14 protein-coding genes, 1 tRNA gene and 1 pseudogene are annotated in these 22,542 nt (G+C 67.3%); 6 read left to right on the top strand and 10 right to left on the bottom strand.

Annotation, left to right across the window (positions count from 1 at the left end):
• Window positions 1–51: 51 nt before the first annotated feature.
• The 4 genes from ACLQ62_RS13585 to ACLQ62_RS13600 form a co-directional block, all read right to left on the bottom strand.
• Window positions 52–125 (bottom strand) — tRNA-Met (locus ACLQ62_RS13585).
• A 174-nt stretch (window positions 126–299) separates the two neighbouring features.
• Window positions 300–1,211, bottom strand: coding sequence for a class I SAM-dependent methyltransferase (locus tag ACLQ62_RS13590; RefSeq protein WP_411722166.1), 912 nt, complete (start codon window positions 1,209–1,211; stop codon window positions 300–302).
• 22 nt (window positions 1,212–1,233) lie between these two features.
• Window positions 1,234–4,170 (bottom strand): UPF0182 family protein, encoded by a 2,937-nt coding sequence (locus ACLQ62_RS13595; protein WP_411722167.1) that lies wholly within the window; start codon window positions 4,168–4,170, stop codon window positions 1,234–1,236.
• 69 nt (window positions 4,171–4,239) lie between these two features.
• Window positions 4,240–5,409, bottom strand: coding sequence for a PDZ domain-containing protein (locus ACLQ62_RS13600; protein ID WP_411722168.1), 1,170 nt, complete (start codon window positions 5,407–5,409; stop codon window positions 4,240–4,242).
• A 118-nt stretch (window positions 5,410–5,527) separates the two neighbouring features.
• Between ACLQ62_RS13600 and ACLQ62_RS13605 the strand changes: the two genes are divergently transcribed.
• Window positions 5,528–6,889, top strand: a complete 1,362-nt coding sequence (locus tag ACLQ62_RS13605; protein WP_411722169.1) for a zinc-dependent metalloprotease — start codon at window positions 5,528–5,530, stop codon at window positions 6,887–6,889.
• Between the two features lie 331 nt (window positions 6,890–7,220).
• A pseudogene (locus tag ACLQ62_RS13610) lies at window positions 7,221–7,850 on the top strand (hypothetical protein); the annotation flags it as partial.
• Here the strand turns inward: ACLQ62_RS13610 and ACLQ62_RS13615 are convergent.
• Window positions 7,789–9,531 carry an ATP-dependent helicase gene (locus ACLQ62_RS13615; protein WP_411722170.1) on the bottom strand — a complete coding sequence of 581 codons (1,743 nt, stop codon included), beginning with the start codon at window positions 9,529–9,531 and terminating at the stop codon, window positions 7,789–7,791. The pseudogene ACLQ62_RS13610 and the gene ACLQ62_RS13615 sit on opposite strands and share 62 nt — an antisense overlap.
• Window positions 9,528–10,556, bottom strand: coding sequence for an NAD(+) diphosphatase (gene nudC / locus ACLQ62_RS13620; protein ID WP_411722171.1), 1,029 nt, complete (start codon window positions 10,554–10,556; stop codon window positions 9,528–9,530). Before nudC ends, ACLQ62_RS13615 begins: the two co-directional genes overlap by 4 nt.
• A gap of 57 nt (window positions 10,557–10,613) precedes the next feature.
• On the opposite strand from nudC, the gene ACLQ62_RS13625 reads away from it, so the two are divergent.
• Entirely contained in the window at window positions 10,614–11,951 is a 1,338-nt protein-coding gene (locus ACLQ62_RS13625; RefSeq protein ID WP_411722172.1) for a phosphotransferase, read from the top strand.
• On the opposite strand, the gene ACLQ62_RS13630 is transcribed toward ACLQ62_RS13625, so the two are convergent.
• Together ACLQ62_RS13630 and ACLQ62_RS13635 are read right to left on the bottom strand one after the other, a co-directional pair.
• On the bottom strand, window positions 11,855–15,154 hold the full coding sequence (locus ACLQ62_RS13630) for an ATP-dependent DNA helicase (protein ID WP_411722173.1): 3,300 nt from the start codon (window positions 15,152–15,154) through the stop codon (window positions 11,855–11,857). The genes ACLQ62_RS13625 and ACLQ62_RS13630 overlap by 97 nt on opposite strands.
• Entirely contained in the window at window positions 15,151–18,321 is a 3,171-nt protein-coding gene (locus ACLQ62_RS13635) for a PD-(D/E)XK nuclease family protein (RefSeq protein WP_411722174.1), read from the bottom strand. The genes ACLQ62_RS13630 and ACLQ62_RS13635 overlap by 4 nt, the downstream gene beginning before the upstream one ends.
• 120 nt (window positions 18,322–18,441) lie before the next feature.
• Here ACLQ62_RS13635 and ACLQ62_RS13640 point away from each other — a divergent pair, with 120 nt between their 5' ends.
• Together ACLQ62_RS13640 and ACLQ62_RS13645 are read left to right on the top strand one after the other, a co-directional pair.
• Window positions 18,442–18,666, top strand: coding sequence for a DUF3107 domain-containing protein (locus tag ACLQ62_RS13640; protein ID WP_411722175.1), 225 nt, complete (start codon window positions 18,442–18,444; stop codon window positions 18,664–18,666).
• Window positions 18,667–18,675: 9 nt separating this feature from the next.
• Entirely contained in the window at window positions 18,676–18,963 is a 288-nt protein-coding gene (locus ACLQ62_RS13645) for a hypothetical protein (RefSeq protein WP_411722176.1), read from the top strand.
• A gap of 98 nt (window positions 18,964–19,061) precedes the next feature.
• Here the strand turns inward: ACLQ62_RS13645 and ACLQ62_RS13650 are convergent, their stop codons facing one another.
• Complete coding sequence (locus ACLQ62_RS13650; RefSeq protein ID WP_411722177.1) at window positions 19,062–19,778, bottom strand: ferritin-like fold-containing protein; 717 nt, start codon at window positions 19,776–19,778, stop codon at window positions 19,062–19,064.
• 151 nt (window positions 19,779–19,929) lie between these two features.
• On the opposite strand from ACLQ62_RS13650, the gene ACLQ62_RS13655 reads away from it, so the two are divergent.
• Entirely contained in the window at window positions 19,930–21,330 is a 1,401-nt protein-coding gene (locus tag ACLQ62_RS13655; RefSeq protein WP_411722216.1) for a DEAD/DEAH box helicase, read from the top strand.
• A gap of 330 nt (window positions 21,331–21,660) precedes the next feature.
• Here the strand turns inward: ACLQ62_RS13655 and ACLQ62_RS13660 are convergent, their stop codons facing one another.
• Window positions 21,661–22,536 (bottom strand): PHP domain-containing protein, encoded by an 876-nt coding sequence (locus ACLQ62_RS13660; RefSeq protein ID WP_411722178.1) that lies wholly within the window; start codon window positions 22,534–22,536, stop codon window positions 21,661–21,663.
• Window positions 22,537–22,542: the final 6 nt, after the last annotated feature.

Below are 22,542 nucleotides of genomic sequence, written 5' to 3' on the forward strand. Positions count from 1 at the left end.
GACTAGCACTATGAAGCAATCCACTTCGAGATCTTCGCTGTGCGATTTTAGTAGCGGGGGCAGGATTTGAACCTACGACCTCTGGGTTATGAGCCCAGCGAGCTACCGAACTGCTCCACCCCGCGGCACAAGAAGAAACTCTAGCACGGGAATTGAGGGAGCGCGAATCGGCGACGGCGGATCTCTGCTGACGTCACGTGTCCGACCGTGGGAGACCGCTCTCCTGCTCGGCTTCGCCGCCCTGCTCCCGTGGAGACCCGCGACGCCACGGCGTGTCAGACCGCACCGATGACTCACGTTCACGACGATCCTCCCCCTGGCTTGGAGGCGACCAGGCTGACCGCCAGCGGCAGCCAGCTCTTGTCTGGCCAGCCGAACATGCCGTCGCCGACGGGAACGAGATACGGGTACATCCGCCAGGGAAGTTCGTCGTGCTCGGCAAGCCGGTCGAGGCTCAGTCCCGCGTCGAGCAGGGCCCCGACGGTCTGTGACAGCGGGTGTGCCCATTCCCACCCGCGGGTGTTCTTCAGCACTGCCGTCTCATCGGCGTAGTCGGAGGCCTCGTCGTAGACGTCAGGCGCATCATCGGCGTACGGAAAGCGGAACACCGGCAGCGTGTCGGGCTTCTCCGGGTCTGCGTCGAACACCTGGGCCGAGGGGTGGCTGTCGGCGAAGTAGAGGACGCCGCCTGGTTTGAGGAACCATTCGACGATGCGTGCCCACTCGGCGATGTCCGGCAGCCAGCAGATCGTGCCCCAGGTCGTGAAGACGACGTCGAACGAATCCGGCTCAGGCAGGGCATGCCTGGCGTCATACAGGTTGGATGCGAGGAACCGGGACTGCTCGTGGAGACCGAGCTCCGCTGCGAGCTTCCGTGCCTCCCGGACCGCGGCCATCGAGAAATCCAGACCGATAACGGATGCTCCGCGCTGGGCCAGCGTCAGCGTGTCCGCCCCGAAATGGCACTGCAGATGCAGCACCCGCTTGCCCGACAGGTCGAATCGTCCGTCGGCGCCGGGGAAGAGCCTGAACAGTTCTGCCTCGTCGACCCGGCTGAGCCGCCCCGCGCCGGCACGGAGGGGCCCCTGGTCGTAGAACGTGCTGGCCACGTGGATGGGAACGCGTTCGTCCCAATGGGCACGGTTGGCGTCGAGCCACTCCCCTGATCGGAGATCGACACTGCGCGGGGAGCCTGACGGATTTCCGGTCACGCTCCCCACGCTACCGTGTCGGTCAGCGGTTGAGCAGGGCGAGTGCCCTGCCGAGGGCGTCACTGAGTCGGGCGTCAGCCTCGCCGTACGCGGCCCAGTCGCCTTCGGCGAGAGCCGCGGACTTGTCGTCCATCGCGGTCTTCGCCTCGGCCAGCACAGCGCGCAGCGCCTGGTCGGTGGCGGGGTCACCTGAGCCCGGCTCTGTGGGCGTCGACGGCTCCGCGCCCGGCTCGGTCGGCTCGGTCGGTTCCGTCGGCGTCTCCGGGGCCGGGGCACCGGTACCAGGCGTGTTGCCGTCACCGGCATCCGCACCGGAGTCTCCACCGAAGAGCGAATCCAGAGCCTGATCCAGGGTGTCCTCGAAGGCGATCTGGTCACCGAATGCCACGAGCACCTTCTGCAACAGTGGGTAACTGGTCTCACCGGTCGACTGGACGTACACGGGCTGCACGTAGAGCAGTCCGCCACCGACCGGGAGCGTCAGCAGGTTACCGTTGAGCACCTTCGACTGCCCCTGCTTGAGCAGGTTGATCAGCGAGGAGACCTCAGGGTCGGTGTTGAACGCGTTTTGCACCTGCCCGGGCCCTGGCACTGTCACGTCCTTCGGCAGCGTCAGCAACCTCAGCTTCCCGTATCCGTCTCCCGGCTGGCCTGCCTCGGCACCGGCGTCCGCATCCACCGCCAGATACCCGGTCAGCACACTCGAGGCACTGTCGCCCGTCCCACGTGGAACGAACGTCGAATACAGCGAGAAGGTCGGCGATTCCTGGCCCGGCATCTGCAGGGTCAGGTAATACGGCGGTTGCAGGGCCGCTTCCGCAGCCTCGGACTGTGGGTCGGCTGGGGTCGACCAGGCGTCGGTCCTGGAGTAGAACTTACCGGCATCCGTTACGTGGTACTGCCCGAGGATCTGGCGCTGCACCTTGAACAGGTCCGCCGGATAACGGACGTGGCTCATGAGATCGCCGCTCATCTCAGACATCGGCTGAAGGGTCGACGGGTAAATCTTCTGCCAGGTCTTGAGGATGGCGTCTTCGGTGTCCCACGCATACAGGGTCACCGATCCGTCGTATGCGTCGACCGTGGCCTTGACCGAGTTGCGGATGTAGTTGATGTCGTCGAGCGCGAACCGCTGGTCGTTCGTCGCTGAGTCGGCGATCGCGGTGGAGAGGCCGACGGTGCGTGAGTACGGGTAGGCGTCCGAGGTGGTGTACCCGTCGACGATCCAGACGACACGGCCGTCGACGACGCTCGGGTACGGGTCGGAGTCGAGCGTCAGGTACGGCGCAACCTTCTTGACGCGTGTTGCGGGGTCGCGGTCGTACATGATCTGCGATTCGCTGGTCACGTCATCGGAGAGGAAGATCTGCTCCGACTGGAACTTGAGTGCGTAGACGAGCTTGTTGAGCACCGAGTCAAGCTTGGGTCCTGCGTCCCCTTCGAACGTGTTGTACGTCTCGGAGGCGCCGTCCTCGCCGGACGGGAAGTCGAGCTCGACCGGATTGTTGCCCTTCGGTGCGCCGACGATCGAGTACTCGGGGGACGCCTCGCCGAAGTAGATGCGCGGTTCGAACTTCCCGAGCGCTCCGGAGGTCGGGATCCCGGACTCGAGGAAGACGGGCTGCCCGTCGACCGAACGCTGGTTGCCGTAAGCGGCGACGAGTCCGTAGCCGTGGGTGTAGACGAACGTGTTGTTCACCCAGGTGTCATCGGGGTCCTGGCGCAGCTCGCGGAGCGCCACGACGGCATCCTGGCTTTCACCGTCGACCTGGTAACGGTCGACGTCCAGGGTGGGCGCGAACGCGTAGTAGTTCTTGAAGCGCTCGAGCTGTGAAATGGAGGGGCTCACGAGCGCGGGGTCGATGATTCGAATGGACGCCGTGGTCTCCGCGTCCTCGCGCAGTGCGCCTGCGGTCGCATCCGTGGTGGCGTTGTACGGGATCTCCTCGAGGTCCGCAACGTCGTACGCGTCACGGGTGAGGTCGATGTTCCGCTGGATGTACGGCGTTTCGAGCGACTTCGCGTTGGGGTCGACCTGGAAGCGCTGGACGACCCACGGGTATGCGGTGCCGACGAGGAGGCCGGCGACGAGAAGGAGGGCCGTTCCGACGACGGGCAGACGCCAGCGGCCGATGAACGCCGTGACGAGGAAGAGCACGGCGACCAGCGCAGCGATGCCGGCGAGAATGACCCGGCCGGGGATCGTGGCGTTGTCGTCCGTGTAGTTGACCCCGGTGATGAGGTCACCGGTCTGGTTGAGCGTGACGTACTGGTCGAGCCAGATCGACACCGCCTGGAGGGCGATGTACAGCGCAGAGAGGATGGCGATCTGGATGCGGGCTGCCTTCGAGATGCGCAGCTCGCGGCCGGTGACGCGGATCGATCCGTACAGGTAGGTGACCGCGATGGTCAGAAGCGTCGCGAGGAGGACGACGGCGGACGCGAAGCCGACGAGGCCACGGAAGAACGGAAGCTCGAAGAAGTAGAACGATACGTCGAGGCCGAACTGCGGGTCCACTTTGCCGACGGGAGTGCGATTCAGCCACAGCAGAACGACGTCCCAGCGCGTCGCCGCGGCGAACCCGGCGAAGAGGCCAAGCACGATCGGAATGCCGTAGGTGGCGAGGCGACGGAGCGGCTCGACAAGTTCCTGGTACCGGTCGAGCTGGCTGCTCAGTTTCGCGTAGACCGGGCGCAGGCGGTAGGCGAGCATGATGCTCGCCCAGACCGGGAGAGCCATCCCGAGGAAACCGATCACGAACATGACCGCAGAGGCGACCCACTGGGTGGTCAGCACAGTGGAGAAGCCCAGCTGCCGGTACCACAGGAAGTCCGAGTACAACCCGGCGAAGATGAAGAATGCAACGACCAGCACGCCGACCACAGCTGCCGTGATGGCGAGCGGAGCTCTGCTGCGGTTCGGTGTGGGACGGGCTGATGCTGATGGAGCGGTTGTCACGTGTGGCCTCTGTCAGTTTTCGGGTTCTGTGACAAGTCTATGGGGCGCGCAGCCTTTGGTGGCTGGGAGCTAGCCCGCTGCTTCCTGGAGCTCACAGGCGGGCAGAGCGTCGATTCCGTCGGAAGTGGCGACCGCGTCCAGCGCGGCGAGCGCGTCGTCGAGCGTGGCGACGCTGAGGACCCGGAGGCCGTCTGGCACGTGTCCGGCGACTTCGTTACAGTTCGCCTCCGGTGCGAGGAAGTAGTCCGCACCCGCGTCGACCGCCCCGTAGAGCTTTTGTCGGATGCCGCCGATCGGCCCAACAACGCCTTCAGCGTCGATCGTGCCGGTTCCCGCGACCCTTTCCCCGCCGTTGAGCTCGCCTGGGGTCATCTTGTCGATGATTCCGAGGGCGAACATCATGCCAGCGCTCGGCCCGCCGACGTTGTCGAGCTGGATCGTGACGTCAACCGGGAAATCGTAGAGAACCTTCGTGGCGACACCGATGATGCTCGTCTTCTCCCCGTCTGCCGCTGTGGCCGGGACTGGAGTGATGGACACCGTGGTCGGCACTCCCGCGCGCGCCACCTCGAATACGGCCGGGGACTCCGAACCGTTTTCGGCGATCGCGTTGCGCAGAGAAGCCAGGTCAGGGACGGCGACGTCGTTGACCGCGAGGATCTCGTCGTCGACCTTGAGTTTGCCGTCCGCCGGCGCACCATCGGCCACCTGGCCGACGGCGAGCTGGGCGGGGAATTCGTAGTCGAGTTCGGTCAGGGCCGCCGCGATGGCATCCTGCTGGGAATCGACCATCAGCGCCGCGTTCTCCGCCTTGCGTTGCTCCGTCGTCACGCCTTCGGGGAACACCGACTCCACGGGAACGATGGCTTTACTCGGTGCGAACCAGGCAAGCGCAACTTCGAACCAGTTCGGCCGGGTCTCCCAGTTGCCGACCGCCTGCACGGTGAGCATGTCGAGCGAACCGCTGGTTTCGTAGGTCTCGACGCCCTCCACTGTCACGAGCGGAACTTCCTTCTCCTTGATCGTGACCGAGCCGAGCGTGTTGAACACCGGCCCCGGCTGCTGGATGACGTACGACGTCGGCCAGAAGGAGAGCCCCAGAAGGATCACGAAGGAAACGGCGAGCGCCAGCCAGCCGCGGTTACGACGACGGCGGGAGGACTCCATTCCCGCGATTTCGGCCTCTGAGTACAGCGCCTGCGCTCCGGATTCGGGCGGGTGTTCGTTGAACAGACTCATCGTGCCTTTCGGGGTGTTCGCGGCGGGCGGACACCTGCCACGGGCAGCCACGCGAATCTCAGGGGATCAACGACTAGCGTAGATCCCGCAACCGAATGCTGTCTGAAAGGTGGCCTCTGTGCCCGACGAATCCGACAAAAACCCCGAGGACGAGTTCCGCGACATGCTGCGGCAGTTCCTGGCAGGCAACGCCGGCATCGATCCCAGCCAGCTCGCCGGAGCCGCGGGCCTCCCAGGTGACCCTGCCTCGGTCAACGCCATGATCAGCCAGCTTCGAAACGCTCTCCAGGGTGCCGGCGACGGCAAGATCAATTGGCAGGCCGCCACCGACCAGGCCGTCTCCCTTGCTACGAACGACGCTGTTCCCGCGAGCACCGCGCAGCGTGCAGCTCTCGACCAGGCTTTCTCGGTTGCCGCGCTCTGGCTCGACGATGTGACCGGGATCAGCGAGTTGACGAACGTGCCAAGGCTTCTCACCCGGGCCGAATGGGCTCGCGCGACGATGCCGGTGTGGAGCCAGCTCGCCGAACCGGTTGCGACGAGCATTTCGGATGCTCTCACCGGTGTGCTCCGCGACCAGGCTCCCGAGGAGTTCCAGGGCATGGTCGAAAACGCCGGCGCGCTCCTGAAGAGCATCGGCGGCGCCTTGTTCGCGATGCAGCTCGGGCAGGTCGTCGGCCAGCTCTCCACAGAGGCGGTCTCGGGTGGCGACATCGGCATCCCCCTGCTCGATGACAACCAGGCCGCCATCCTGCCGCAGAACGCGACAGCGTTCGGCGAGGGTCTCGACATTCCGGACGACCAGGTCCACCTGTACCTGGCTGTCCGCGAGATCGCCCACGCTCGCCTGTTCCGGCACGCGCGGTGGCTGCGCCTGCACCTGATCTCGTCCATCACCGAGTTCGCCCGCGGCATCCGGATCGACACCGATCGGCTCGAGAGTCTCGCCGAAGGCTTCGACCCGTCGAATCCGGAGGAACTGCGCCAGGCCATGGTCGACGGTTCGCTGATCCCGCCCAAGACGGATGCGCAGCTGGGCACGCTCGCCCGGCTGGAAACCACCCTCGCCCTGGTCGAAGGCTGGGTCGATGTCGTGACTGCCCGTGCGACATCCCGGCTGCCGAAGGCCGACGCGATCGCGGAGATGGTTCGCCGTCGCCGCGCCACCGGCGGGCCTGCCGAGTCGGCGTTCTCCACCCTCGTCGGCCTCGAATTGCGGCCGCGCCGGCTCCGGGAGGCGGCAGCGATGTGGCAGCAGATCACGGATGCCGTCGGCGACGAGGGACGGGACGCCCTGTGGGCTCACCCTGACGTCCTTCCAACCGGTGACGACATCGACGATCCGGCGGCGCTGATCGCACGCCTCGAAGCACGTGCCCGCGGCGAGGTTCCTGAGCCTGACGATTTCGACACGGCGCTCGAGGACCTCCTCCGAGGCGAAGAGGGCCCGTCGAAGGACGACGCTCCGCCGGCGGTCTGAGCCGGAGCGCAGTCGGACCACTCGGCGGCGAAGGGGCCCAAAAAGTCGTCCCCGGGCAGGCGGTTTCAGGTTTCTAACGCAACACGAGCGACCGTTCGGGACCCCTCAATTCCCGCAGCGACATCTGACAGTTCTCGACCGCACGAGCCACTGTGGATAACGTGCACGCCGGGGCGCAGCATGGGGCATGATCTCCGGCATGATCCTCCGACTCGATCCCCGCTACCCGATCGTCTGGCGCACTCCCACGGCCCTGCAGATCGGCGCCGAGCACCCGATCGCTCGGCTCGACGGAATCACACCGGCCCTGGAACACCTGCTCGGCGCGGTGATGGCGGGCACCAGCCGGAAGCAGCTCGAGGTGCTGGCCGCACGCGTCGGCGCCCGACCGTCAGAGGTGGATCGGTTCCTCAGCGACATCACCCCGGCGCTCCTCGCCCCCGAACCACACAGCAGGAGACCCGGGTGGATCGTCGACGGCGAGGGGAAGACGGCCGACGGCATCCGTTCCCTTCTCCGTTCATCCGAGTTCCCTGAGGCAACCGGAGCGGACCCTGCAGGGCCACCTGAGCTCGCCGTGCTCGTCTCGACCCATGTCATCGACCCGCGGCGGTATGTGCGCTGGCTGAGCCTCGACATCCCCCACCTTGCGGTGATCTACACCGACATCGGCGTGCAGATCGGCCCGTTGGTCGAGCCGGGCGCCGGCCCCTGCCTGCACTGCCTGGCTCGGGAACGCACAGACGCGGATGCCGCATGGCCGGTGATGGCGTCGCAGCTCCTTGGCCAGCCCTCGCTGGCGGAGCAGGAACCGCTGATCAGCGAAGTCAGCGCGCGGGCGGCCCGGATCGTGACGGCGCGACTCGGGAACGGCTCGAACGACCTGGTCTCGGCGTCGCTCAGGATCGACGGGTTCCGAGTGTCTGGGAGCCTGACCGCGCACCGGCCGCACCCGGAATGCGGATGCCGATCTCTGTCAGAAAACGTGAACGTTCCCGCGGCTGCGGAGACCGTCCTGAGTGCTCCGCCCAAGACATGAACAACCGGGACCGGGCACGGGTGATACCCACGTACAGAAGCCGCCGTTCCTCGTCGACCTGCTCGAAGGTTTTCGCGTAGCTGATCGGGACGAGACCCTCGCTGAGACCGAGCAGATAGACGGCATCCCATTCCAGTCCCTTGGCGGAGTGCAGGGTCGCGAGAGTCACCGCCGACACCGTCGGTTCGTGCTGGCCAGCCTGCCGCTCCAGCAATTCGTCGGTGAACTGGCGGAACGTCGTGCCCGGCGCGGCCTGGTCCACGAGCCCCATGATCGCGTTGAGCGACTCCCACTTGTCGCGCACCGCGCCGGCGGCCTCGGGGGCGACCTGCGTCCAGCCCAGTGAGCGCAGCACATCGCTGACCGACTTGAACAGCGGTTCGCCGGTGATCGACACGGATGCTCCGCGAAGCGCCATGATCGCCTGCCGCACCTCGGGCAGGTCGAAGAACCGTTTGCTGCCGCGCAGCAGGTAGGGGATACCGGCGTCACCGAGTGCGGTTTCCAGTGCAGCGGACTGCACGTTCACCCGGTAGAGGATGGCGATGTGTTCCGGTTTGGTCCCTGCGGCGATCTGCTCGAGCACCGACTGGGCGATCGCCCGCGCCTCGGCGATGTCGTTCGGGTATGAGGTGATGTCGGGTTGACGGTGGCTGTCGGCGCTGCGGCTGGCGTGCAGGCTCAGCGCCCCGGGCCGGCCGCGCATCAGCCGGTTGGCGGTGTCGACGATCTGCGGCGTCGAACGGTAGTTCTGTTCCAGACGCACCACGGTGGCGTCCGGATGTCGCGTCGGGAAATCGAGGAGGAAGTCGCTTTTCGCTCCAGCGAAGGAGTAGATGGTCTGGCTGGCGTCACCGACCACGCAGACATCGTTTCTGCCGCCGATCCACAGTTCAAGGAGTTGTTGCTGCAGCGGCGACACATCCTGGTATTCGTCGACGACGAAGAACCGGTACTGCTCATGCACCTGCATGGCGACAGCCGGTTCGGTCTGGATCATCCCGGCGCAGGCGAGGAGAACGTCCTCGAAGTCGAGCTGACGGCGTTCGTCCTTGAGGTCCTCGTAGGCCTGTTGCATCGCCGCGACCTGGTCGACGGTGAGGTTCTGGGGTGCCGGCCGGTTCGCGGCGGCGTACTGTTCGACGCTCAGCCCGGATACCTTGCGCCATTCCACTTCGGCGGCGATGTCGCGGAGGGTTGCCGTGTCGAGCTTGAGGTGGAGCCGTTCGGCGGCGTGCCCGAGCATCTTTCCCTTGCTCGTGATGAGCGCGGGCATGATGCCGCCGACGGTGTGCGGCCAGAAATAGTTGAGCTGGCTGAGCGCCGCGGCGTGGAAGGTGCGCGCGGCGACTCCCCCGGCGCCGAGCTGGCGGAGCCGGCCGCGGAGTTCCGCCGCTGCCCGGTTCGTGAAGGTCAGGGCCATCACCCGGTTCGCCGCATACGTTCCGGTGGCCACCCCATGCGCGATCCGGTGGGTGATGGCCCGCGTCTTGCCTGTCCCGGCCCCGGCCAGCACACAGACGGGACCGCGCAGGGCTTCAGCGGCGACGCGCTGGTCGTCATCGAGTCCAGCGAGGAGGTCGGTGGGTTCGGTGCCGCTCATGCCCGAGAGCCTGCGGATGCGGCGGACGCAGTTCGAGCCGATTCGTCGAGGTTCCCCCCACCGTCGGCGACGAGCCACAGGTCGAGCAGATCCCGGGCGATCGAGGTCCTGCCCGGCAGGAGCAGGGTGGCGGACTCCTTGCGGAGCTGGTTCCGGCTGAACCACCGAAGGTCGACGATTTCCTCACCGTCCGGCTGGAGGTCGTCGGGGTCCACCCCGGCGGCGACACGAGCGGAGAAGCCAAGCATCATGGACCGCGGGAATGGCCACGGCTGTGAGCCCAGATAGTGCGGGTTCTCGACCCTCAGCCCTGACTCTTCCGCGATCTCACGGCAGACCGCGCTCTCCAGCGACTCCCCCGCCTCGACGAAGCCGGCGAGCAGTGAATAGCGTCCCTCAGGCCAGAGGACGTTCGATCCGAGCAGAAGTCGGTCGTCGTCATCGAGGACGAGAACGATCACGGCCGGGTCCGTTCGGGGGAAGGTCTGGTTCTGGCAGGCGGGACAGCGTCTCGCCCAGCCGGCGAGTTCCGGATCGGTGGCTGCTCCGCAGCGGGGACAGTTCGTTGAGGAGGCGTGCCAGTTGGCCAGGGCAAGAGCCGCGGTCATCAGGGCGGAGTCCCCGTTCCCCAGTGAATTGCCGGACTCGCGAAGCGACACCCAGCGTCCCGGGTCCGGTTCGATCGCCGCGGCGCCCTCGTCGCTCATCACGGCGGAGAGGATCGGAGCACCGACCGCGGCGCCAGATCCGGATTCGGTGGTCCTGCCGAGGTAGCAGAGCAGCTCTGCGGCGGCGGCGGCGTCTGCTGGGAAAAGAGCCAGCCGGTCGCCGACCATCGGAGCCTTGCCGTTCCACAGCGGGAGAACGCGGCAGTCCGGGTCGCGCGCGAGTTCGGCGAACAGTTCCGGTCGAACGCGCGCGTCCGCGTCCCGGTTCACGGCACTGCGAGCGAGCGGAGGTTCCGGAAGCGCAGCAAGCTCGAACAAAAGCACTCCCACCTGAAAGGCGTGGCGAATGGCCGCCACGGGGCTGGGCAACCTAACCTAGATGCCATGGCCAGATCGCATCTAACTCTAGCCGCGTTGGCTACATCAGCCGTCGCGGACCTGCGGATTCTCGGCGCAGGCCCGTTCGGGCACGGCACGACCGGCGATTTCGATTCAGCGCTTCTGCGCACCAGTGACGACCGCGAACTCGTGATCCGGGTGCCAGCGAACGAGCGCGCCGCGAGTGAACAGTCCGTCGAACTCATCGCCCTGCAGGCGATGACCGCCGGGATCCGCAGTCGTCTCCCCTTCGAGGTGCCCAGCGTCGTCGGACAGGGATCGACACGCGGAACCCGGGTCGTCGTCTACGAGTACCTGCCCGGCTACACCGTCGAAGCATCAGTGATCCCAGCCGGTGACGGCGTCGCCACATCCATCGGCGCGGCGATCGCCGCCATCCACGCCCTTCCCGGTTCATTCGTCGCCGAAGTGGGACTGCCTCACCTCACCGCGGCGGAATGCCGCAACGAAGCCCGCAGCGTGATCGAGCGCGCAGCGTCGACCCGGCTGCTTCCAACCGCTGTGCGCAAACGGTGGACGGATGCCGCTGCAGACGACTCGCTCTGGCAGTTCCAGCCGACCGTCATCCACGGTTCGCTCGGCGCGGAATCCTTCGTCCTCACCGACCACAGCGTCGGCTCGATCGTCACAGGCGTCCTGGGCTGGAATTCCCTGCGCGTCGGCGACCCGGCACGTGACCTGCACTGGCTCAGCGGCGCCGGCGAGGCTGCGGAGAGCATCCTCGCCGCCTACCGTTCCTCGTCTTCACGACACCACGACCGTTTCCTGGTGCAAAGGTCCATGCTGCACGCCGAGCTCGAACTCGCCCGCTGGCTGTTGCACGGTGTCGACTCGCGCGACCAGGGCATCATCGACGATGCTGTGAGCCTGCTCGACGGCCTCGTCGATCACGTTCTCGGAGACCTGATGAATCCCCTGTCGCCACAGACCGGGCCCATCATGGCCGTGTCCGATGTCGAAGACATGCTCACCCGCACGCCGCAGGCAACCGCAGCTTCCGGCTCGACCGGAATCGGCATGGAAACCGACAGCTATGACCGTTCAGAACTCGAGGCCGTCTTCGGCCGCGACGCTGAACTCGTCGGCGACCAGGAGCGCACCGGCGATCCGAACGGACGGTCCCCTTCGGGATCCAGGGATCATGACCCGGATGCCGTCGAGACCGGTCCGATCGACGTCGTCGCGTCGGGCAGCGCGGCGTCTGGCCGAGCGGCGTCTGACATCATCGCAGCGAAAGGCGACCGCGGCGACGCCGGTTACACCGCCGAACTGGACTTCTCGGCGCTGGAGGCCGCGGAGTCCGGTGAGATCACTCCCCTGACCCAACGGCGCCCCAGCTCTTCCGCTGAGTAGAGGGTCGCCGGCCGGATCACACGGTTCTCGGTGACGTAGTAGAACACGGCATCGATTTTCTCCGCCGGCACTCTCTTCCACTGCGCGAAGGCGAGGCGGTACAGGGCGAGCTGGTACTGGCGTTCCTCCAGCTCGGCGGCCGATGTGGGCGCCTTGCCGGTCTTCCAGTCGACGATCTGAAACCTGCCGTCCCGTTCGTAGACGGCGTCGAGCTTGCAGATGATGATCTGCTCGCCGAGGACGAAGTTGATTTCCCGTTCCACCTCGACGGGGCGCAGGTCCGCCCATTCGGATGCCTCGAACGTGCGCTGGAGGACGGCGAGCTCGTCGAGCTCCCGTTGCTCGAGGGGCAGCAGAGTACCCGGCGCTTCATCGACGTCTTGTTCGAGGAAGCTCGAATCGAGCGATTCCTGGCCGCCTGCTATTCCGGCGCGTTGCTCCACCCAGCTGTGGAAGAGCGTTCCGAGGCGGGTCTGCCGGTAGGGGCGCTCAGGGAGCGGGCGGCGCATCCGGGTCGCGAGGCCGGCGGCATCCGTCACGTACTCCTTGAACCGGGACGCCGGTACCCGGTCGGGAAGCGTGACGTATTCGTCCGCGGAGAGCCGGGCCTCGCGTTCGGCGAGGAGCAACGCGATGTCATTCGACCAGATTGTCGGCGACGCGGGGTCGGCGGACCGGACAGCCTCGGCGGCAGCCGCAACCGGACCCCGACGGGCGCCGAGGGGGTCGAGCGGCCAGGAGATCTCGTTCTGCGTGCCGGCCAGCGGGTTCTCCTCGAACTGGGATTCCTCAGGAAGCCCGTCACAGCTCGACGGCACCGCGGCGGCGATCTCGCGCAGGAACTGCCCTGGGCCGCGGGGTTTCGACTGCGTCGCCCAGAACGACCCACTGGCCAGAAGGGCGTCCTTCGCCCGGGTGACCGCGACATACGCCAGCCGGCGCTGCTCAGCGGCGTTCCTGTCCTCGAGGCCAGCGCCGAACGCCGTGTACGCCGCGTCGAAGTCCGCTTGAGTTTCGGCGCCGCGCCAGGCGAGGGTCGGCAGTTCGTCGCGGTCGCCGCGGAACTCGTACGGCAGCTCGCCGAACGCCGTCCACCCGCGTTTGCTGCGCAGAGTGCCTGGCAGTTCGTCAGCGACCATCCGCGGCACGGCGACACTGTCCCATTCCAGGCCTTTCGAACCGTGGATGGTGAGAATCTGCACGGTTCCGGGTTCCGGGTCCTCACCACGTGGGTTGAGATTCTCCCGCCGCTCCGCCTCAGCCAGCCAGGACAGGAACGGCCCGAGGCTGCCCCCTTCGACGACGGCGAGGTACGACGCGATCTGCTCGGAGAAGGCGTCGAGGCTCGGCTGGCCGAGCGGGTTCTGCTCGTTCGCCGCCACCTCGATGTCGAGCTGCAACTCCTGCACCACGAGGTTCACAAGGTCGTACAGGTCGAGCCCGGACCGGCGACGCAAGGCGGCGAGCTGACGGGCGACGAGTCGCATCCGGCGGATGCCTTCAGCACTGAATTCGCGAAGCGCCGAGTGACCGGCCGGCGCGGTCTGGAGGAAATCGAGCGCATCGACGATCGATTTGCCGTCGTCGTGGGCGGCGGAAGCGGCGATTCTGCCGCGAACGTCCTCGGCGATCAGGCGCTGCGACAGGTCGCGGTCGGCGAGCCAGCGGGCCAGCCCGCTGAGCGCCTTGATGTCGCGTGGGCCGATCCGCCAGCGCGCGCCGGTGAGCAGCCGGACCAATTCGGAGCCTGCGGTCGGATCGTGGAGGACGCGGAGAGCCGCGACGAGGTCGACGATCACGGGTTGCTGCAGCAGTCCGGCGACGCCGAGGATGTGGAACGGCACGTTGTTGCGGCGAAGGGCCTCGGTGAAGACGTCCACCTTTTTCAGGGACCGGCACAGCATCGCCGCTGTGCGTTGCTCGTTTTTCGCCGACGGGCGGGCGAGTTCCCCAGCGAACCAGCGCGCGACGGCGTCCGCCTCTTCGACCACGGTCTCGGCGAAGAGCACCGAGATGTTCCCCGGACCGGCGAACGGCGAACGTTCCAGCCGCCGAACGGGGACATGCGGGGTCGCCGGCAGCGGGCCGACGATCGCATTCGCCGCGTCGAGCACCTGCCCGGAGTTACGCCAGCTGGTCGACAGGGCGTAGGCGTCGGCGGTGCCCGACGCTGTTGAATCTGCAACGGAGAAGTCTGCCGAGAACCGGGCGAGGTTGGCGGCGCTGGCACCGCGCCATCCGTAAATCGACTGGTTCGGGTCGCCGACGGCCATCACCGGGTGGCCGGAGAACAGCCGGGCCAGCAGGTCGGTCTGCACGACCGAGGTGTCCTGGTACTCGTCGAGGATGACAACTTTGAAGCGTGACCGGTATTCGTCGACCACTCGGGGTACCCGGCGGCAGATCTCGAGCGCGAGCGCGACCTGGTCGCTGAATTCGACGAAGCCGAGCCGCTGTTTCTCGGCAGCGAACCGCTCAGCGAGGTCGACGAGCAGGCCGAGTGAATCGATGTCGGCGACCGCATCGGTGACCGATTTGAACGGCACCGTCTTGCGCATGGAGCCGTCATGGACGGGAAGTTCCGCGAGGGTGAGGAACCGCCTCGCGAATGAACGGATGTCATCGGTGCTGCCGGCCGCGTCGTTGTCGCTGAGCGCGTGGCTGAGCGACAGAACAGCGGCAGTGACCTGGTCGACGCTCTTGTCGATGCCGACGAGTCGATCGTCGGCGCTGTCGACGACGATCTGCCGGGCCAGGCGCCAGGCGGACGCCTCGGTGATCACTGTGGCGTCGGGTTCGCGCCCGATGAGCCGGGCGTACTCCCGGAACAACCCGCTGGCGAAGGAGTTGTACGTGGCGATCGTCGGCGCTTCGAGCACATCGATGGCGGTGTCGGGGTTCTCGGCCAGCTGGAGGTCCTGAAGCTGGCCGATGCGCCGGCCCACCCGTTCCGCGAGTTCGCCGGCGGCCTTTCGGGTGAAGGTGAGACCGAGGATCTCAGGCACTCGCACTTTGCCGTTTGCAAGAAGCCAGACGATCCGGTTGGCCATCGTCTCGGTTTTTCCGCTGCCGGCACCGGCGACCACCAGCGCAGGGGCGAGGTCCGCCTGGATCACCGCGACCTGCTCGTCGGTGGGTTCGGGGAGCGCCAGTTTCGCCGCGATCTCCTTCGCTGACATCGCGATGCCCGGTGCGGCGGTCATGCGCTCACCGCGGCGACGAGGTGGATGCGGTAGATGGGGTCCGCTTTCGGGTCGCGTTCGTCGAGGTTCGGGTTTCCGGTGAATTCGGCAGCGGCCATGCCGATACCGGCCGTCACCACCCGCTCGCTGAACGCCTTGCGTTCGTCGTCGGTCATCGGCTGCTGGGTGAGTACCCGGTAGCCCTTGCCTCGCGCTCCGCCTGACACGTAAAGAAGCGTCGCCCCGCCTGACGGGTCATCCGGTGTCGTCCCTCCGACGGCGCCGGCCGCCAGCGCCAGCTGGTAACCGCCGAGCTGCGGGTTCTCGTCGACCTTGGCCCTGGTCGGTGCGTTCTTGCCGGTCTTCAGGTCGACGATCACGACCTCGCCGCTTGGGAGACGCTCGACCCGGTCGATCGTGCCCGTCAGCGTGACCTGCCCGAGCGTCACCGAAAACTTGCCTTCAGCGCTGATCGTTTCGCTCCCGGCCCGCCGGAAGTCGGTGAGGTACTCGGACAGCCCTTCGACGAGCCGCGAGGTGAGCCGCCGCTGACGTTCGGCCAGCCACGGCGCCTCGAAGTAGAGCTCCGACCAGTGTTCGTCGATGTGCTCCCACAGCCGCTCGACGCTCACGTCGTCGTCGGTGAGTTCGTCAGCCGGGATCCGCCCCGCCTGCTCCATGGCCGCATGCACGACGGTACCGATGCCCGCTGCGAGCCCGGACGGCGCCGCAGCCATCGTGTCGATGAACCAGGCCAGGCCGGACTTCTCGAACGTTTCCAGTTTCGACGGGGACACCGACACGCTTGTTTCCGGGTCGGTCAGGTCAGCAAGCGGAGCCGACGTCGATGGCTCGAGGAGGCCGTACCAGTCCTCAGGATCCGCGCCGGGTACGCCTTCGGCGGCCAGTCGCGCGAGAGCGGAAGCTGCGTGCGGATCTGACGTGGTGACAAGGCGACGCCGGAGCGCGCCGACCATTCCGCGGAGTGAAAGCGGATGCTGGGCGTCGGCTCCCTGCAGCGGTTCGACCGCGCGGATGGCAGGGAACCGCAGGAACGCCGATGGCTGTTCGTCGTCGTTGACGGTCGCCGTGAGGACGACCTGCGTGCGGGCCCGTGAGATCGCGAGGGCGAACATCCGCAGTTCGTCTGACAGGACTTCGGCCCGCGCATCGAGATCGGCGACGGGGAGACCGGCGGAGAGCTGGCTGAGGGAATGCGGGTAGAGCAGCGAACCACGCAGCTGTGGGTTCGGCCAGGCGCCGTCCTGGAGCCCCGCGACGATCACGACGTCGAACTCACTGCCGACGACGGCGCTCGGTGTGCCGATGAACACGGCGTCGGCGGCAGACTGGGGCGTCAATGAGTCCTCAGGAACTTCCGACGCGAGGATCTCGTCGACGAAACGGCCGGCGGGTTCCGCCGGGTGCCGTTCCACGAATCGTTTCGCCGCGGTGAACAACGCCATCACGCTGTCCAGGTTGCGGTTCGCTTCGTCGGCGGCGAGACCGGAGCCCAGCGCTTGCGCAGACCAGGTCGCGGCAAGACCGCTGCGGTCCCAGAACAGCCAGAGCAGCTCTTCGATGCTGGAGCCCGCCCCGGCCGCCGCGCGCGCCTCAGCAAGCGTGCTGGCAAACCGGCCCGCCGCCCGGGCAGCGGCGGAGTCGATGGTGGCGAATCGCCCCGGCTGCTCGAGGGCATCGAGCAGCAGCTCATCGCCGGAGCGGCTGCCGTCGCCCGCGAGCTCCTCGTGCCGGAGCGCCCGGCGGACCCGGCGCAGTGAGATGCCGTCGAGGCCACACAGCGGCCCGGTCAGGAGGGACGTGACGAGCTCCGCGGTCGCCTCGGTACGGCCGAGCACGAACGCCACAGCCGACAGCAGCTGGGCGGACGCGAACTCCGCGCGGATCGTGCGGCCCCCGGCCGGCGTCGTCGCGGGGACCTCCGCGAGGGCGAGCGCCCGGGCCAGGACAGGGATGGTTGCACCCGAGCGCACGATCACGGCAAGCCTCGACCACGGGATGTCGCCGAACAGGTGATGCTCGCGGAGCACCCGCGCGATCTGCTGGTGCTCAGCCGCCGTCGATGAGGCCTCGATCCGCACGATCGGCTGGGTGTTCTCGAGCGGGAAGTCGTCGCGCTCCGCGGCGACAGCCGAGCGGTGGGCGATCGAACCGGCCGCCCCCACACGCTCCGTCACCTGGCGGACCAGTCCGCGGATGTCGTCGCCGTGCCGGTAGGACGTCGAGAGGGTGAGCCGCTCCACCGCCACCCCCAGGGCCGGACCGAGACCCGCCAGAGCCGCCGGGTCGGAGCCGCGGAAGGTGCTCGAGGTGACGTCCGGGTCGCCGAACGCGATCACAGCGACACCCCGGCGGGCGAGGGCACGGAGCAGCCCGATCGCCGACGGTCCCTGCTCCTGGACGTCGTCGACGACGACGAGCCGGAGACCGTCAAGACCGAAACCCCGGTTCAGCTCTGTTGTCGCCTGCGCGACGATCTCGGCTGAATCGAGGTAGTCGGCGCCGAAGCTGTCGACGACCTGTTCGTACTCGGCGAGAAACCGGCCGGCCGCGGCCCATTCCGGCCGGCCGTTCTCCTGACCGAGCCGTGCCAGCGACTCCGGGCGCAGCCCGGCCTCGACCGTTCGCATCATCAGTTCCCGCAACTCGGTGCGGAACCCCTTCAGCCGTCGCACGTCGGCGCCGAGCGGTTCTGGCCAGTCCGGGCCTGTGCCGTCGGCCTCATGCCAGGCGAGCAGTTCGGCGATCACCGTGTCCTGTTCGGCCCCGGTGAGAAGCCGCGGCGCCTCCCGGCCTTCGAGCGACGCCCGCGCCCCGACGATCTGGAACGCGACCGAGCTGAGGGTTCGCGCGAGCGGCCCGGTGGTCGGAACGCCGACCCGCAACGCCAGCCGATCCCGGAGCGCGGCGGCCGCGCGACGGTTCGGGGCGAGCACGAGCAGTTCGGCCGGGTCGTAACCGCGGAGCACGATGCGATCGGCGACGAGCTCGACCACCGTCGACGTCTTGCCGGTGCCCGGCGCCCCGGCGACCGCCGCGCTGGCGCCGTCGACAAGATCCAGGACCGCCTGCTGCGAAGCATCCGGAACCAGCAAAGCGGGTGCAGCGGTACTGCGCTTAGAACTGTTGAATCCCCGGATTGCCACGACAGCCAAGTTACCGGGCACCAGTGACACCGTCGGGACGCACGCCGGGGTGGCTGTTCGCTCTCGGCGAGGACGTGCGGTCGAGGTGTGCACGGCATCTGCCGTAATGTTGCTGGTAACGCAAGGGAAAGGTGCTTTTTCGTGGAGATCCGTATCGGTATTACCAACAGCGGGCGCGAGCTCAGCTTCGAGTCCGCTCAGACCGCCACCGAGATCGAGAAAACGATCTCAGAAGCACTCGGGTCCGAGAAGAGCTACTTCAGCCTCAGCGACGACAAGGGTCGGCTCTACATCGTCCCGACCGCAGGCCTTGCCTACGTCGAGGTCGGTAGCGAAGAGACCCGCCGTATCGGTTTCGTCGGCTAAGGCTCCCCGGTGGAACTCCTCTTCATCATCCTGTTCGCCGCCGCCGCGGGTGTCGCCGTTCACTACGCGCTGCCGTGGCGCGGCACCCACGGGTTCGCGCTGATTCCCGCCGTTGCGAGTGTCGTCGCGGCGATCGTCTGGGTCGCCCTGACCTGGCTCGGATGGGCGTGGGACGGCGGCTGGATCTGGGCAGTGACCCTGATCGTGGCAACCGTCGCGGCCGCTGTCGTCGACCTCTACCTCGGCAGGCACCGCAAGGCGTCGGACCAGCGCCGGCTGGTTGCGCTCGGCGGCTGACCGGCTGCATTTCCTGAGCTGGCCCCGGGTAGCTGGGGTCCGCGCGACCGCTGCGGGTGATGGCAGCTCTGAGGACGTCGCTTCGATCGATGACCTGGTCAGGCCGTCAGGCCGAGCGCGTCCATCCGGCGGGTGTGCGTGGCGATGAGTTCGGTGAAGACCGGCTCGATCCGCGCGTCATCCGACGTGTTGTGCCCATCGAGGTTCAACGCCGACTGCGCCAGAAGCAGCGTGTCACCGACGAGCCGCCTGCCGCACATCGCGAAGAAGTGGGCGCGTTTCGGGTCGACCGCGATGGCATCCGTCAGCAGTCCGACGATTCCGGCTGACCCGGAGTCCGCGCCAAGCAGGCTCGCGTAGCGCGCGCCGATCTCGGACGGCAGACCGTCTGAGAGCCGGATGAAGAAGTCGTCGAGAAATCCCTGGGTGATGTAGAGCGTGAGCAGGCTTTCATTGACGGACGCTCCCCGCGTGAGTTCGAGGAATCGATCGATCCCGGGCACGAACGGCGCCATCACCTCGGTCGGGTTCTCGCCGCGGCGGCGGATCTCGGCGACGAGGCCCTGGTGCTTGGCCAGCGCGAAGCCGGCGGCAGCCGAGAGAGTCTGGGTGGCCTCGAGGTCCTTCGACGTGGCGCTGATGTTCGAGATCGACTGGAAGAAGCAGAGCTGCAGGTAGGCGACCTGGCCGAGGTAGCTCGAGGTGTCTGGGGCGAGCTCAGCGAAGTCCACTTTGGTGGCCTGGATGGTGCTGGCTCGGGGGCGGAGGCGCGGCAAGGGTGCTCGGGACCGGGACGCACTAAACCATGAAACCACGGCTCCAGTGTAGATGTTCGGTAGGCTGGGCTTTGTTCCCGGCATCGGATCGGGATACTACGCCTCAAAAATATGCAGGGCGTAGACCGCTTATATGCATTGACAGGCAACCAACCAAGTGAATTTTACCGATCTCGGCGTCGACCAGGACATGGCAGACGCCCTCGCAGCAAAGGGCATCCTGGAGCCTTTCCCCATCCAGGAACAGACCATCCCCCTCGCGCTTGACGGCCAGGACATCATCGGCCAGGCGAAGACGGGAACCGGCAAGACGTTCGGTTTCGGTCTTCCTCTCCTGCAGCGCATCGGGCAGGACCCCGCCCCCGGTGTCGTCGCCCTCATCGTCGTGCCCACCCGTGAACTCTGCGTGCAGGTCACCGAGGACATCGAGCTGGCCGCAGGCAACCGCCCCACCAAGATCGTCTCCATCTATGGCGGCAAGGCCTACGAGGGACAGATCGAACAGCTGAAGGCCGGCGCCCAGGTGGTCGTCGGTACTCCCGGCCGCCTGATCGACCTCAACAACCAGCGCCTGCTCGACCTCTCGAACGTTCGCGAGATGGTGCTCGATGAGGCAGACAAGATGCTCGACCTCGGCTTCCTCGCCGACATCGAGAAGCTTTTCTCGAAGACCCCGCAGGACCGGCACACCATGCTGTTCTCCGCAACGATGCCCGGGCCGATCGTCGCCCTGGCGCGTCGCTTCATGTCCAAGCCGATCCACATCCGGGCGACAGATCCTGATGAGGGTCTGACGCAGGCGAACATCAAGCACCTGGTCTACCGTGCCCACAACATGGACAAGGACGAGGTCATCGCCCGCATCCTCCAGGCAGAGGGCCGCGGCAAGACGGTGATCTTCACCCGCACGAAGCGGTCAGCGGCCAAACTCGTCGAGGAACTCACCGACCGCGGCTTCAACGCCGCTGCCGTCCACGGCGACCTCGGCCAGGAGCAGCGTGAACGGGCCATGGCCGCGTTCAAGGCAGGCAAGAAGGACGTTCTCATCGCCACGGATGTCGCCGCGCGCGGTATCGACGTCAACGACGTCACCCACGTGATCAACCACACGATTCCGGAGGACGAGAAGACCTACCTGCACCGCGTCGGTCGTACCGGCCGTGCAGGCAAGACCGGTATCGCCGTCACCTTCGTCGACTGGGACGACCTGCACAAGTGGGCGCTCATCAACAAGGCGCTCGACTTCGGCCAGCCGGAGCCGACCGAGACGTACTCGTCGAGCCCGCACCTGTTCTCCGACCTCGACATCCCCGAAGGCACCAAGGGTCGGCTTCGAGCGTCGACCGCGGTTCCTGCCGAGAAGCGCACCGGCCCGCCTCGCGACGGCTCGCGGCCTCCCCGTGAAGGATCACGCGATTCCTCCCGCGGGCGTACGCGCACCCGCCCGGCGGCCTCCGCCGATGCTCCGCGCGAGGACGCACCGGTCGTCGCAGCGGGCACCCACGACGGGCAGGGCAGCGAGCACCACGACGGCAACAGCGCACCACGCCGCCGCAGCCGCACGCGCCGCCGCACGAACCGCCCGGAGTAACGTCGGCTTCCTGCTGATCAGGCCCGCCCGAACTTCGGTTCGGGTGGGCCTTTCTCGTGCCCGGATGCTTCCCCCGAAGCGCGGCTCCCTTGCTCCGGCGAAAACGGTCGAACTCCCACGCTTTCACTCACTCCGGACGAGGACACCCGGCGTACCGAGTGTTTCGGTCCGGAGGGAGTGAATCGGCGGCCAGCCGGCAGACAGGCACAGCAACCCCCGTTCCACCCCCGGAAGCACCAGCATCCGTGCGTTCACTCACTCCGGATGAAGACACCCGGCGTACCGAGTGATTCGGTCCGCGGGGAGTGAATCGGCGGCACCGCGCAGCGGCTATCCCCGCGGGTAGACCGGGGCCGACCCGGACGCTTCGTCGATGATCGCCTGCACGACGGCATCCGGGGTGGTGTTCTCCCCCAGCCGGTTGGGTTTCCCCTCACCGTGGTAGTCGCTCGACCCGGTCAGCACGAGCCCGAACATGTCGGCGAGCTCCCGGAGCCGTACCTTGCCTTCCTCGCTGTTCTCGCGGTGGTCGACCTCCAGGCCGAACAACCCGGCGTCGACGAGTTCGCCGAGGTGCTTCTCGTCGATCATGGCGTCGAGGCCGCGAGTGGCGGGGTGGGCAATCACCGGCACTCCCCCGGCCGCACGCACGAGGCGCACCGCCTTGAGCGGATCGGGGGCGTAGTGCGGCATGTAATAACCCGTCCGCGGGTGCAGGATGCCGGCGAACGCCTCACTGCGGGTGGGCACGTGACCGCGAGCGACCAGCGCATCGGCGATGTGCGGGCGGCCCACCGTCGCCCCCGGTGTGGTCTGGGCGACGACGTCGTCCCAGCTGAGGGTGTAGTCGGCGGCGATCCGCCGCACGATCGACTCGGCGCGACGCAACCTGGATTCCCGGATCCGCGCTGTCTCGGAGTTGAGGGCGCCGTTGTCCGGGTCGAAGAGGTAGGCCAGCAGGTGAACGCTCTGGAATCCGAGCCTCGCACTGAATTCCATTCCGGGAAGAAGGGTGATCCCCACGTCGGCCGCGGTGACGGACGCCTCGTGCCAGCCGGCCGTCGAATCGTGATCGGTGAGGGCAACGACCCCGAGTCCCGCTGCCGCGGCCTGGCGGACGACCCGCGAGGGCGACTCGGTGCCGTCGGACACGCGCGAGTGGGTGTGGAGGTCCGCGGGCCCGGCGAACAAGGGACGAACTGGCATCCTCAC

Origin of the sequence: Mycetocola sp. (assembly GCF_046716805.1) — a bacterium.
GTDB lineage: Bacteria > Actinomycetota > Actinomycetes > Actinomycetales > Microbacteriaceae > Mycetocola_A.

Bases quoted from the DNA above. Each gene is read 5' to 3' on its own strand.
- ACLQ62_RS13630 (WP_411722173.1), bottom strand. From the start codon at position 15,154: ATGACCGCCGCACCGGGCATCGCGATGTCAGCGAAGGAGATCGCGGCG.
- ACLQ62_RS13655 (WP_411722216.1), top strand. From the start codon at position 19,930: ATGGCAGACGCCCTCGCAGCAAAGGGCATCCTGGAGCCTTTCCCCATC.
- ACLQ62_RS13660 (WP_411722178.1), bottom strand. From the start codon at position 22,536: ATGCCAGTTCGTCCCTTGTTCGCCGGGCCCGCGGACCTCCACACCCAC.
- ACLQ62_RS13615 (WP_411722170.1), bottom strand. From the start codon at position 9,531: ATGAGCGGCACCGAACCCACCGACCTCCTCGCTGGACTCGATGACGAC.
- ACLQ62_RS13600 (WP_411722168.1), bottom strand. From the start codon at position 5,409: ATGAGTCTGTTCAACGAACACCCGCCCGAATCCGGAGCGCAGGCGCTG.